General features: G+C 63.7%; 11 protein-coding genes. All 11 read left to right on the forward strand.

Features of this window, described 5'->3' with window-relative positions:
• The first annotated feature begins 1 nt into the window (after position 1).
• The 11 genes from nuoI to DKT77_RS20105 all read left to right on the forward strand — a co-directional run bounded on the left by nuoI (position 2) and on the right by DKT77_RS20105 (position 12909).
• A complete protein-coding gene (gene nuoI, locus DKT77_RS20055) occupies positions 2–496 on the forward strand; it encodes an NADH-quinone oxidoreductase subunit NuoI (protein ID WP_109813410.1) in 495 nt (164 codons plus the stop codon).
• A 22-nt stretch (positions 497–518) separates the two neighbouring features.
• A complete protein-coding gene (locus DKT77_RS20060) occupies positions 519–1133 on the forward strand; it encodes an NADH-quinone oxidoreductase subunit J (protein WP_109813411.1) in 615 nt (204 codons plus the stop codon).
• A gap of 67 nt (positions 1134–1200) precedes the next feature.
• The gene (gene nuoK / locus DKT77_RS20065; RefSeq protein ID WP_109813412.1) at positions 1201–1506 is read left to right on the forward strand and encodes an NADH-quinone oxidoreductase subunit NuoK; all 306 of its coding nucleotides are present in this window, start codon (positions 1201–1203) and stop codon (positions 1504–1506) included.
• 6 nt (positions 1507–1512) lie between these two features.
• Positions 1513–3660, forward strand: coding sequence for an NADH-quinone oxidoreductase subunit L (nuoL, locus tag DKT77_RS20070; RefSeq protein WP_109813413.1), 2148 nt, complete (start codon positions 1513–1515; stop codon positions 3658–3660).
• Entirely contained in the window at positions 3660–5204 is a 1545-nt protein-coding gene (locus DKT77_RS20075) for an NADH-quinone oxidoreductase subunit M (protein WP_109813414.1), read from the forward strand. Before nuoL ends, DKT77_RS20075 begins: the two co-directional genes overlap by 1 nt.
• A 9-nt stretch (positions 5205–5213) precedes the next feature.
• Entirely contained in the window at positions 5214–6653 is a 1440-nt protein-coding gene (gene nuoN / locus DKT77_RS20080) for an NADH-quinone oxidoreductase subunit NuoN (RefSeq protein ID WP_109813415.1), read from the forward strand.
• Positions 6643–7404: a biotin--[acetyl-CoA-carboxylase] ligase gene (locus tag DKT77_RS20085; protein WP_109813416.1), complete on the forward strand. Its 762-nt coding sequence runs from the start codon at positions 6643–6645 to the stop codon at positions 7402–7404. Before nuoN ends, DKT77_RS20085 begins: the two co-directional genes overlap by 11 nt.
• A gap of 19 nt (positions 7405–7423) precedes the next feature.
• The gene (locus DKT77_RS20090; protein ID WP_109813417.1) at positions 7424–8200 is read left to right on the forward strand and encodes a type III pantothenate kinase; all 777 of its coding nucleotides are present in this window, start codon (positions 7424–7426) and stop codon (positions 8198–8200) included.
• Positions 8197–9867, forward strand: a complete 1671-nt coding sequence (locus DKT77_RS20095; protein WP_109813418.1) for a ribonuclease J — start codon at positions 8197–8199, stop codon at positions 9865–9867. The genes DKT77_RS20090 and DKT77_RS20095 overlap by 4 nt, the downstream gene beginning before the upstream one ends.
• Positions 9868–10030: 163 nt before the next feature.
• The gene (locus tag DKT77_RS20100; RefSeq protein ID WP_109813492.1) at positions 10031–11638 is read left to right on the forward strand and encodes a peptide chain release factor 3; all 1608 of its coding nucleotides are present in this window, start codon (positions 10031–10033) and stop codon (positions 11636–11638) included.
• Positions 11635–12909, forward strand: a complete 1275-nt coding sequence (locus DKT77_RS20105) for a glycosyltransferase family 4 protein (RefSeq protein WP_238548063.1) — start codon at positions 11635–11637, stop codon at positions 12907–12909. The genes DKT77_RS20100 and DKT77_RS20105 overlap by 4 nt, the downstream gene beginning before the upstream one ends.
• Positions 12910–12915: the final 6 nt, after the last annotated feature.

Consider the following 12915-nt stretch of genomic DNA (forward strand, 5'->3'; position numbering starts at 1 on the left):
CATGACGGCAATCGACTGGACCCGCGCGGGCAAGTATTTCCTGATGCAGGACTTCATTCACGGGCTGAAGCTCGGCATGAAATACTTCCTCGCCCCCAAGGCCACTTTGAACTACCCGCACGAAAAGGGGCCGCTCAGCCCGCGCTTTCGTGGCGAACACGCGCTGCGCCGCTATCCAAACGGCGAAGAGCGCTGCATCGCCTGCAAGCTGTGCGAGGCGATCTGCCCTGCGCAGGCGATTACCATCGACGCCGAACCGCGCGAGGACGGCTCGCGCCGGACAACGCGCTACGACATCGACATGACGAAGTGCATCTATTGCGGATTCTGTCAGGAAGCCTGCCCCGTGGATGCCATCGTCGAGGGCCCGAACTTCGAGTTTTCCGCCGAAACGCGGGAGGAGCTTTACTACAACAAGGAAAAGCTTCTGGAGAACGGCGAGCGTTGGGAGGCGGAGATCGCCCGCAACCTCGAAATCGACGCGCCCTACCGCTGACCGGCCAGGAAGGATCACGCCCATGACCGTCGCTGCAATCGCCTTTTACGGCTTCGCCATCGCCGTCATCGCGGGGGGGCTGTTCACCGTGATTTCCCGCAACCCTGTCCATTCGGTGCTGTGGCTGATCCTTGCGTTCCTGTCCTCGGCCGGGCTGTTCGTGCTTCTCGGCGCGGAGTTCGTGGCGATGCTGCTGGTGATCGTCTACGTTGGCGCAGTCGCTGTGCTATTCCTGTTCGTGGTGATGATGCTTGACGTCGATTTCGCCGAACTGAAGGCCGAGATGGCGAAGTACATTCCAATTGCGCTGCTGATCGGGGTGGTGATCCTGATGCAGCTGACGCTGGCGCTGGGTGCCTGGACCTTCTCGACCGAGGCGATGGGCCTGCGCGCCAACGTGACGCCCGCGCCAGATGCGGTCAGCAACACGGCAGCCTTGGGGATGTTGGTCTATGACCGCTATTTCCTGCTGTTCCAGCTTGCCGGTCTGGTGCTGCTGGTGGCGATGGTCGGTGCCATCGTGCTGACGCTGCGCCACCGCGCCGACATCAAGCGGCAGGACGTGCTGGCGCAGATGTACCGCGATCCGGCCAAGGCGATGGAACTGAAGGACGTGAAGCCTGGGCAGGGGCTCTGATCCCCGCGGCAGGCTGACTGACGACGACGACTTGAATTGCACGGGCGAAAGACCCGGAGGGACATGGATGATTGGACTTGAACACTATCTCGCGGTGGCGGCCACGCTGTTCGTCATCGGCATTTTCGGGCTGTTCCTGAACCGCAAGAACGTCATCATCATCCTGATGTCGATCGAGTTGATCCTGCTTGCGGTCAACATCAACCTCGTCGCGTTCTCCAGTTTCCTGAACGATCTGACCGGGCAGGTCTTCACGCTGTTCGTGCTGACCGTTGCCGCCGCCGAGGCCGCCATCGGCCTTGCCATCCTCGTCTGCTTCTTCCGCAACCGCGGAACGATCGCGGTCGAGGACGTGAATAACATGAAAGGCTGACCCGGGATGGAAACCGTCATTCTCTTCGCCCCGCTGGTCGGCGCACTGATCTGCGGCTTCGGCTGGAAATTCATCGGCGAAACCGCTGCGATGTGGACCGCGACAGGCCTTCTGTTTCTGGCATGTCTGTTGTCCTGGATCGTGTTCCTGACTTTCGACGGCGACACGCGCATCATCGACATCCTGCGCTGGATCGAAAGCGGCTCGCTCAGCACGTCATGGGGCATCCGGCTCGACCGGCTGACCGCGATCATGCTGATCGTCGTCACCACCGTTTCGGCGCTCGTGCATCTTTACAGCTTCGGCTACATGGACCACGATCCGCAGTGGCGCGAGGGCGAAGTCTACAAGCCGCGCTTTTTCGCCTACCTGTCGTTCTTCACGTTCGCCATGTTGATGCTGGTGACGTCGGACAACCTCGTGCAGATGTTTTTCGGATGGGAAGGCGTCGGCGTCGCCTCTTACCTGCTGATCGGTTTCTACTACCGGAAGCCCACAGCCAACGCCGCCGCGATCAAGGCCTTCGTCGTCAACCGGGTTGGTGATTTCGGCTTCGCGTTGGGGATCTTCGCTCTCTTTTTCCTGACCGATAGCATCAATTTCGACGTGGTCTTCGCCGCAGGGCCCGAGCTTGCGGAAACGCAGTTGTCCTTCCTGTGGCGCGACTGGAACGCGGCGGAACTGGTGGCCTTCCTGCTGTTCATCGGCGCGATGGGCAAGTCGGCGCAGCTTCTGCTGCACACCTGGCTGCCCGATGCGATGGAAGGCCCGACACCTGTTTCGGCCCTGATCCACGCCGCCACCATGGTGACCGCGGGCGTTTTCCTTGTTTGCCGCATGTCGCCCGTCATGGAAAACGCGCCGGTCGCGTTGACCTTTATCACCTTTCTTGGCGCCACGACCGCCTTTTTCGCCGCTACGGTGGGTCTGGTGCAGAACGACATCAAGCGCGTCATCGCCTATTCGACCTGTTCGCAGCTCGGATACATGTTCGTGGCTGCGGGTGTCGGGGTTTACTCGGTGGCGATGTTCCACCTGCTGACACACGCCTTCTTCAAGGCGATGCTGTTCCTTGGTGCTGGGTCCGTGATCCACGCGATGCACCATGAGCAGGACATGCGGAACTACGGCGCGCTGCGCAAGAAGATCCCCATGACCTTCGCGGCCATGATGATCGGCACGCTGGCCATCACAGGCGTGGGCATCCCGCTGACCCATATCGGTTTCGCCGGCTTCCTGTCCAAGGACGCCGTGATCGAAAGCGCGTGGGCCGGAGCGAACAGCATGTCGGGCTACGCTTTCTGGATGCTGGTGATCGCGGCGGCCATGACCAGCTTCTACAGCTGGCGCCTGATCTTCATGACCTTCTACGGCGAGGAGCGGGGCGACCATCACACTCATGAGCACGCCCATGAAAGCCCGCGCGTGATGCTCATCCCGCTCGGTGTTCTGGCGATCGGGTCGGTGCTGGCCGGGATGGTCTGGTACAAGTCATTCTTCGGCGACCATGACAGCGTGAACGCCTTCTTCGGCATCCCGCATCACGTGGAGGTCGTGGCCGATGGAAACGGGGCAACGGGCGATGCAGGCCACGGCGACGCGGCGCATGGCGAGGCGGAGGGCCACGGCGCTTCCGCCGACGGTCACGGTGCTGCCGCCGAGTCCGGACAAACGTCGGCCGCCGCTGCGCATGGCCCGGTGGAATTCGGTGCGATCTTCATGGGGCCGGACAATCACGTGATGGACGATGCCCACCACGCGCCGAAATGGGTCAAGGTTTCGCCCTTCGTCGCGATGGTGCTTGGCTTCTCGCTGGCGTGGCTGATGTATATCCGCCGTCCGGAACTTCCCGGCAAGATCGCCGCTGCGAACTGGCCGCTCTACCAGTTCCTGCTGAACAAGTGGTATTTCGACGAGATTTACGACTTCCTGTTCGTGCGTCCTGCAAAAGGGCTCGGCCGACTGCTGTGGAGATATGGTGACGGAGCCACCATCGACGGTGGGATCAACGGGCTTGCCATGGGGATCATTCCATTCTTCACGCGGCTCGCCGGCCGGGCGCAGTCTGGCTACCTGTTCCACTACGCCTTCGCGATGGTACTCGGCATCGCAGTTCTGATTACCCTGATGACGCTCACCGGAGGGGCGGAGTAATGGCAAACCTTCTGTCGATCGTCACCTTTCTGCCTGCGGTCGCGGCGCTGATCCTTGCGCTGTTCCTGCGCGGCGACGACGCGGATGCGCAGCGCAATGCCAAGTGGGTCGCGCTGGCCGCCACGACGCTGACCTTTCTGCTGTCGATTTTCATCTATACCGGGTTCGACCCCGCCAACACGGGCTTCCAGTTCGTGGAGGAACGCGAGTGGATCCTCGGGTTCACCTACAAGATGGGCGTTGACGGGATTTCGGTTCTGTTCGTGCTGCTGACAACCTTCCTGATGCCGATCACCATCGCCGCCTGCTGGACGGTGGAGCATCGGGTAAAGGAATACATGATCGCGTTCCTGCTTCTCGAAACACTGATGCTGGGCGTATTCTGCGCGCTTGATCTGGTGCTGTTCTACCTGTTCTTCGAAGCCGGCCTGATCCCGATGTTCCTGATCATCGGCATCTGGGGCGGTGCGAACCGGATCTACGCGAGCTTCAAGTTCTTCCTCTACACCTTCCTCGGGTCGGTGCTGATGCTGGTCGCAATGATCGCCATGGCGACAGACGCGGGCACCACGGACATTCCCACGCTGCTGACCCACAGCTTCGGATCGGACAGCTTCAACATTCTGGGCGTGCATGTCGTGGGCGGGCTTCAAACCATGCTGTGGATCGCGTTCTTCGCGTCCTTCGCGGTCAAGATGCCAATGTGGCCGGTTCATACCTGGCTGCCCGATGCGCACGTGCAGGCTCCGACCGCCGGATCGGTCGTTCTGGCGGCGATCCTGCTGAAGATGGGGGGCTACGGCTTCCTTCGCTTCTCGCTTCCGATGTTCCCGGTTGCCTCCGATCTGCTGGCGCCGCTGGTCTTGTGGCTGTCGGCGATCGCCATCGTCTACACCAGCCTCGTGGCGCTGGTGCAGTCCGACATGAAGAAGCTGATCGCCTATTCGTCGGTCGCGCATATGGGCTACGTGACGGCGGGCATCTTCTCGGCCAACCAGCAGGGGCTGGACGGTGCGATCTTCCAGATGGTCAGCCATGGCTTCATCTCGGGTGCATTGTTCCTCTGCGTCGGCGTCATCTACGACCGGATGCATACCCGCGAGATCGACGCCTATGGCGGGCTGGTGAACCGCATGCCGGCCTATGCGCTGATCTTCATGTTGTTCACGATGGCGAATGTGGGCCTGCCGGGCACCTCGGGCTTCGTCGGTGAATTCCTGACGCTGATGGGCATGTTCCAGGCAAACACCTGGGTCGCCGCGGTCGCCGCGAGCGGCGTGATCCTGTCCGCCGCCTATGCGCTGTGGCTGTATCGCCGGGTCGTCTTCGGCGACTTGATCAAGGAAAGCCTGAAATCGATCAGCGACATGGACCTGCGTGAGCGGGCGATCTTCGCACCGTTGGTCGTGATGACAATTCTTCTCGGCGTCTACCCCAGCCTCGTGATCGACATCACAGGGCCGGCGGTGGCCGCACTCCTGACCGACTACCAGACCGCAGTTCTGGACGCCGCACCGGCGATCCAGGTCGCGGCAGAGCACTGAGGGCACGCCATGACGTCTGCCGACCTATCCGTGATCCTTCCCGAGATCGTCCTGTCGGTCTACGCGATGGCTGCGCTGATCATCGCGGTCTACACAAGCAAGGACGAGATTGCGCCGCTGGTGCTGCGTCTGACCGTCGGTGTGCTTTTCCTGACCGCGCTCTGGGTCGGGCTGCACCACAGCGACACGCGCATCGGTTTCGGCGGGATGTTCGTCGATGATGGGTTCTCGCGGTTTGCCAAGGTGATGGTGCTGCTGTCCGCCGCCGCTGTCCTCTTGATGAGCGAAAGCTACATGCAACGGCGCGACCTGCTGCGCTTCGAATATCCGCTTCTGATCGTGCTGGCCGTGGTCGGTATGATGGTGATGGTGTCCGCGGGCGACCTCATGGCGCTTTACATGGGTCTGGAATTGCAGTCCCTTGCGCTGTATGTCGTCGCCTCCTTGCGCCGCGACAGCGTGAAATCCACGGAAGCCGGCCTGAAATACTACGTGCTCGGTGCGCTGTCCTCGGGGCTTCTGCTCTACGGCGCATCGCTGACCTACGGCTTCTCGGGCACCACCGAATTTGCGGGCATCCTTGAAACCGCCGTGTCGGGCGAAGTGTCTCTGGGGCTTTTGTTCGGGCTGGTGTTCCTGCTTGCCGGTCTGGCCTTCAAGGTGTCGGCTGCGCCGTTCCACATGTGGACGCCGGATGTCTACGAAGGCTCGCCAACGCCCGTGACCGCGTTCTTCGGCACTGCGCCCAAGGTGGCGGCCATGGCGCTGTTCGCCCGTGTCGCACATGATGCCTTCGGGCAGGCAACTGTCGAATGGGGCCAGGTCGTCGCGCTGCTGAGTGTGGCATCGGTGTTCCTCGGGTCCATAGCGGCGATCGGCCAGACCAACATCAAGCGTCTGATGGCGTATTCTTCCATCGCGCACATGGGGTACGCCCTGATGGGTCTGGCGGCGGGCACGGCTTTCGGCGTGCAGGCGATGCTGGTCTACATGGCGATCTACGTGACGATGAATGTGGGCACCTTTGCTTTCATCCTGACCATGAGCCGCGACGGCCAGCCGGTCACCGACATCCGGGCGCTGAACAACCTGTCCGCGCGCGAACCGCTCAAGGCGCTGGCGATGCTGATCCTTCTGTTCAGCCTGGCGGGCGTGCCGCCGCTTGTCGGGTTCTTCGGCAAGTACTACGTGCTGAACGCGGCCGTGCAGGCAGACATGGCGTGGCTCGCCGTTGCGGGGGTGATCGCGTCCGTGATCGGAGCGTTCTACTATCTGCGCATCGTCTACTACATGTATTTTGGGGCGGAGATCGAACCGCTCGACCAGATCCAGACACCTATTCTGACCGGTATGCTGGTCGCCTCCGCCGCGGCGATGGTGGTGGGCGTGGTCAACCTGTTCGGGGTCGAAGCGATCGCAGCGGTGGCGGCGGCGTCGCTTGTCCAGTAGCACGCCGGTCTGGCCCGCGGGCCATGACCGCCGGGTGCTGGCGGAAGTGGACAGCACGAACGCCGAAGCGGCGCGCATCGCCGCCACGCTGGCCGGGCCGACCTGGATCCTCGCCCTGCGCCAGACCGCGGGTCGCGGGCGCCGGGGGCGGGCCTGGAACGACCCGCCGGGAAATTTCGCAGCAACGCTGGCGATACCCTCCGGCGCCGCACCCGCCCAAGCGGCGCTGCGATCCTTCGTTGCGGCGCTGGCGCTGGCAGATGCGCTGACTCAGGCGACGGCACGTCCCGAGGCGATCAGCCTGAAATGGCCCAACGACGTGCTGCTGAACGGCGCGAAAGTTGCGGGTATTCTGCTTGAAACGACCGGGCAGGGAGGCACTCCGGGGCCTCTGGCCATCGGCATCGGTGTCAATCTTTCCCACGCGCCTGATCCCGGCACGCTTGAGCCGGAGGCGAAGGCGCCGACATCGGTTCTGTCGGCCACCGGCGCCGCCATAGACCCCGAGAGCTTCCTCGACCTGCTTGCACCCGCCTTTGCCCGATGGGAGGCCACGCTGCGCCAGCACGGTTTCGCACCGCTGCGCCGCGCCTTCCTCGATCGGGCGGCGCGTTTCGGGGAGCCGATCACCGCGCGCACCTTGCGCGAGACGCTGACGGGAACCTTCACCGATATCGACGAGACCGGTGCGCTGGTGTTGACCACGGCGAAGGGTCCCGTGGCGGTTCAGGCCGCCGATATCTTTTTCTGACGACCGAAAGGCAGGGCGGATGCTGCTTGCGATCGATTGTGGCAATACCAACACCGTGTTCTCGATCTGGGACGGCACGCGCTTCTTGGCGACATGGCGGACGTCGACCTATCATGGGCGCACGGCGGACCAGTATTTCGTCTGGCTGACCACGCTGATGCAGACCGCGAAGCTGGATGTGACGATTTCGGGGGCGATCATCTCGTCCACCGTGCCGCGGGTCGTCTTCAACCTGCGCGTTCTCTGCAACCGGTATTTCGACTGCAGGCCCTTCGTTGTCGGGCGCCCCGAAACCGCGCTGCCGGTCGATGTGCGCGTCGATCCCGGCACCCAGGTCGGCCCGGACCGACTTGTGAACACCGTAGGCGCGCACGACAGGTTCGGGGGCGATCTTATCGTGGTGGATTTTGGCACCGCCACCACCTTCGACGTTGTGGACAGTGACGGGGCCTATATCGGCGGGGTCATCGCGCCCGGCGTGAACCTGAGCCTCGAGGCTCTGCACCAGGCCGCGGCGGCCCTGCCGCATATCGACATCACGACGCCGACGCGGGTTATTGGCAAGAATACGGTTGATTGCATGCAATCCGGCGTGTTCTGGGGATATGTCGGCTTGATCCGGGAGATCACGACGCGTATCCGCGCGGAACACGGTCGACCAATGCAGGTTATCGCCACGGGCGGACTTGCCCCGCTGTTCCAGCAGGGCGATGCCGTGTTCGACCATTTCGAGGAAAGTCTTACCATGCATGGGCTGACCGTCATCTATAATCACAACAAGGACAAAGCGCCATGAGCACCGACCGTCTGATCTACATGCCGCTGGGCGGGGCCGGCGAGATCGGGATGAACGCCTATGTCTACGGCTATGGGCCTGCCGGCAAGGAACGCCTGATCGTCGTCGATCTGGGTGTGGCCTTTCCCGACATGGACACCTCGCCCGGCGTGGACCTGATCTTTCCGGATATCGCGTGGCTGGCGGAACGCGCTGACCGGCTGGACGGCATCTTCGTCACCCATGCCCATGAAGACCATGTGGGCGCTGTGGGCCATTTGTGGCACCGCCTGCGCGCGCCGGTGCATTGCCGACCCTTCACCGCGAACATTGCCACCCGCAAAATGGAAGAACAGGGCGCCCCGTCCGACAAGGTCAGGATCGCGCAGGTCTGGCCCGAGCAGGTGAAGGCGGGCCCGTTCTCGGTCGGCTTCCTGCCGATGTCGCATTCGATCCCGGAGACCTCCGCGCTGGTGATCGACACGCCCGCGGGCCGCATCGTCCATACCGGCGATTTCAAGCTGGACCGAACGCCGCTGGTGGGCGACCCGTTCGAACCCGCCGCATGGGAAGAGGTGTCCAAGGACGGTGTGCTCGCGCTGGTCTGCGACAGCACGAACGTATTCAGCCCTCATGCGGGCCGGTCGGAATCGGTGCTTGGCCCCGACATCACGGCGCTGGTGCAGGGCGCGCCGGGCATGGTCGTGGCCACCACCTTCGCGTCCAACGTGGCACGGGTCAAAACGCTGGCCGAAGCCGGTGTCGCGGCGGGACGGTCGGTCGTGCTTTTGGGCCGTGCCATGCAGCGCATGGTCCGCGCCGCCGAGGAGACCGGGGTGATGGACGATTTCCCGTCCACGGTGCCTGTCGAGGAGGCGGGGTCGATCCCGCGCGAGAACCTGATGCTGATCGTGACCGGCAGCCAGGGCGAACGGCGCGCGGCCTCGGCGCAACTGGCGCGCGGCAAGTACCTCGGGCTGGAGATGAAGGAGGGCGATCTGTTCCTCTTTTCATCCAAGACGATCCCGGGCAATGAACGCGGCGTGTTGCGCATCATCAATGCGTTTTCCGAAAAGGGCGTGGACGTGGTTGATGACAGTTCAGGCCTCTATCATGTGTCGGGTCATGCCAATCGCCCCGACCTTGAAGCGATGCACGACCTTGTGAAGCCTCAATTCGTGGTGCCGATGCATGGCGAACACCGGCATTTGCGCGAACACGCCAAGCTGGCAGAAGCGCGCGGCCGCACCGGGGTGCTGGCACCCAACGGCACGATGGTGGAACTGTCCGGCAATGCGCCGCGCGTGGTGGAATACGTCGAAACCGGACGCACGTATCTTGACGGGTCGGTGCAGATCGGCGCGCTGGACGGCGTGGTCCGAGACCGGCTGCGCATGGCTCTGAACGGGCATGTGATGATCAACGTGCTGATGGACGAACAGGACGAACCGCTGGGCGAGCCGTGGTGCGAAGCGATGGGCCTGCCGACCAAGGGCAGGTCCGGCACGCCGCTGACCGAGGTGATCGAGGCCGATCTCGATCAGTTGATGGGCCGGGCGGATGACGATGTGCTGGTCGATGACGATAAACTGACCGAAGCGATCCGCCGCGTGGTGCGCAACACCGCCAACGGCGAGATCGGGCGCAAGCCCGAGGTGACCGTGGTGATCTCGCGCCTGACGGACTGACACTCGCAGCCACGTCAACACCGGGGGGCGCCCCCCTCGGTTGCAAGAGACTGGCGTGGCGCAAGGTCGGAAAGGGCCAGAGCCGAAGCAAGGTCAGCTGCGTTCCGGCGCAGCCCTTGCGGGCACGATTGCGCCGCTGTCGGCACGGCGCTATACGCCGCGCATGTCAGACCGAAGCGCCAACGCCCCGACCCTTCCGCCGGAAATCGCCCGGCGGCGCACCTTCGCCATTATCTCGCATCCCGATGCGGGGAAGACGACCCTGACGGAAAAGTTCCTGCTCTATGGCGGGGCGATTCAGATGGCCGGGCAGGTGCGGGCCAAGGGTGAAGCGCGCCGTACGCGGTCGGATTTCATGAAGATGGAACAGGATCGCGGCATCTCCGTCAGTGCTTCGGCCATGTCGTTCGATTTCGACGGCTACCGCTTCAACCTCGTCGACACGCCCGGCCACTCGGACTTTTCCGAGGACACGTATCGCACGCTGACGGCGGTCGACGCGGCGGTCATGGTCATCGATGGTGCGAAGGGGGTAGAAAGCCAGACCCGCAAGCTCTTCGAGGTGTGCCGCCTGCGCGATCTGCCGATCCTGACCTTCTGCAACAAGATGGACCGCGAAAGCCGCGACACGTTCGAGATCATCGACGAGATCCAGGAAAACCTGGCCATTGACGTCACACCGGCAAGCTGGCCGATCGGGCAGGGCCGCGAGTTCGTCGGGTCATACGATCTGATCAACGACAGGCTGGACCTGATGGAACGCGCCGACCGCAACAAGGTCGCGCAGAGCATCGCGATTGCAGGTCTGGATGACCCGAAGCTGGCCGACCATGTTCCCGCTCATCTGCTGGAACAGTTGTGCGAAGAGGTAGAGATGGCCCGCGGCCTCTTGCCCGCGCTTGACCCGCAGGCTGTGCTTGACGGGACGATGACGCCGATCTGGTTCGGTTCCGCGATCAACTCGTTCGGGGTGCGCGACCTGATGGCCGGGATCGCGCGGCTGGGCCCACAGCCGCAGCCGCAGCGGGCCACCCCGCGCCAGATCGGACCGGAAGAAGGCAAGGTCGCGGGCTTCGTGTTCAAGGTTCAGGCGAACATGGACCCCAAGCACCGCGACCGGGTCGCTTTCCTGCGCCTCGCGTCGGGGCACTTCACGCGCGGCATGAAGCTGACCCACGTTCGTTCGAAGAAGGCGATGACCGTCTCGGCGCCAGTTCTGTTCCTCGCTGCCGACCGCGAGCTTGCCGAAGAGGCCTGGGCCGGTGATATCATCGGTATTCCGAACCACGGGCAGCTGCGTATCGGCGACACGCTGACGGAGGGCGAGGCGCTGCGCGTGACCGGCATCCCGTCCTTCGCGCCAGAACTTCTGAACAGCGTGCGTGCGCTTGACCCGATGAAGGCCAAGCATCTCGACAAGGCGCTCATGCAGTTCGCCGAGGAAGGCGCGGCCAAGGTGTTCAAGCCGATGATCGGGTCGGGGTTCATCGTCGGTGTTGTCGGCGCGCTCCAGTTCGAAGTGCTGGCCAGCCGGATCGAGCTTGAGTACGGCCTGCCCGTGCGTTTCGAGGGCTCGCAATTCACGTCCGCGCGTTGGGTGACCGGGCCGAAGGACAAGCTGGCGCGTTTCGTCGAGGGCAACAAGGGTCACATCGCCCATGACAACGACGGCGACGTCGTCTACCTCACGCGGCTGCAATGGGATATCGACCGTATCGAGCGCGACCATCCCGACCTGACCCTGTCGGCGACCAAGGAAATGATGGTGTGAAGCGCGTCGTCCTTTACGATTGTGGCCGTCTCATGGCGCGTGCCAAGTCGGCGACGCCCACCGGCATCGACCGGGTGGACCTTCGCTACCTCGATCATTTCCTGAATGATCCGGATACGCAGGTCATCGGGGTGGGGCAGAAGTCGGACAGTCTGGGCCTATACTCCGAGGCGGATGTCGCCACGATCCATCGCCTGCTGTGCCGCCGCTGGCTGGACCGCGCGGCGCTGAGCGACGCGGATCGGCGGACCGTCACGCGCGTCTACCTGCGCGGCAAGGCCATGAGCCTCGGCGCCAAGCTGGGCCGCAGGCTGACCGGCGCGCGCTTTCCGGGCGCGTTGCGCCGCCGTCTTTCAGGGTGCGGCGACATGCCGGTGATGTACGTCAACGCCTCGCACAAGGGTCTGACGAAAGAGCCACTCTTTTCAGCGATGAAAGCCGAACTGGGCGCGCGGCTGGTGTTCTTCGTGCATGACATGATTCCGGTGGACTTTCCGCAATTCGTGCGCCCCGGACATGACGAAAAGCACGCGGTGCGCATGCGTATCGCCGCACGGCAGGGTGACATGATCGTCTGGAATTCGATCTATTCGCGCGACCGGTTCAATGCCTTTGCCGCCCGCGAGGGCATCGAGCCCCCGCCCGGCGTGATCCTGCATATCGGAGTGGAGCCTCATTTCCGCCCCCTTGCCACCGCGGCGCCCCCGGCTGAGCGCCCCTATTTCCTGATCGTCGGCACAGTGGAGCCGCGCAAGAACCTGCGTGTTCTGCTCGACGCTTGGGAACATCTCCGCACGCGCGGTGGGCCGGTGCCGCAACTGCGTGTGATCGGCAAGCGCGGCTGGGTGACCGAGGCGAACATCGGTGATGCCGAGCGCGCGGCTGCACTGGCGCCGGACGTGGTCGAACTTGATCGCGTGGATGACGACGCGTTGATGGCGCAGCTTTCGGGTGCCTGCGCGCTGCTGTTTCCCAGCTTCACGGAGGGTTGGGGCATGCCGCTGGTCGAGGCCGCGATCATGGGCATCCCGGCCATAGCTGCCGACATCCCGGCCTTCCACGAGGCGGGGCAGGGCTGCGTTCTGCTGATCGATCCCGCCGACCCGACCGCTTGGGCCGACGCGGTGACCGCATACGCCGCGCCCGCCAGCAAGGCCCGCGCCGCCGCGCTGGACGGACTGGCGCGCTTCGTGCCGCCGCAATGGACAGCCCATTTCGAGGGGCTGGAAGCCGCGCTTGCGGCGCAAAACGGGAAAAACGCCGGGAAATGACGTGTT

This window comes from Meridianimarinicoccus roseus (genome assembly GCF_003172915.1).
GTDB lineage: Bacteria > Pseudomonadota > Alphaproteobacteria > Rhodobacterales > Rhodobacteraceae > Meridianimarinicoccus > Meridianimarinicoccus roseus.

Coding starts and splice junctions, on each gene's coding strand:
- nuoI (WP_109813410.1), top strand. CDS start 2: ATGACGGCAATCGACTGGACCCGCGCGGGCAAGTATTTCCTGATGCAG.
- DKT77_RS20060 (WP_109813411.1), top strand. CDS start 519: ATGACCGTCGCTGCAATCGCCTTTTACGGCTTCGCCATCGCCGTCATC.
- nuoK (WP_109813412.1), top strand. CDS start 1,201: ATGATTGGACTTGAACACTATCTCGCGGTGGCGGCCACGCTGTTCGTC.
- nuoL (WP_109813413.1), top strand. CDS start 1,513: ATGGAAACCGTCATTCTCTTCGCCCCGCTGGTCGGCGCACTGATCTGC.
- DKT77_RS20075 (WP_109813414.1), top strand. CDS start 3,660: ATGGCAAACCTTCTGTCGATCGTCACCTTTCTGCCTGCGGTCGCGGCG.
- nuoN (WP_109813415.1), top strand. CDS start 5,214: ATGACGTCTGCCGACCTATCCGTGATCCTTCCCGAGATCGTCCTGTCG.
- DKT77_RS20090 (WP_109813417.1), top strand. CDS start 7,424: ATGCTGCTTGCGATCGATTGTGGCAATACCAACACCGTGTTCTCGATC.
- DKT77_RS20095 (WP_109813418.1), top strand. CDS start 8,197: ATGAGCACCGACCGTCTGATCTACATGCCGCTGGGCGGGGCCGGCGAG.
- DKT77_RS20100 (WP_109813492.1), top strand. CDS start 10,031: ATGTCAGACCGAAGCGCCAACGCCCCGACCCTTCCGCCGGAAATCGCC.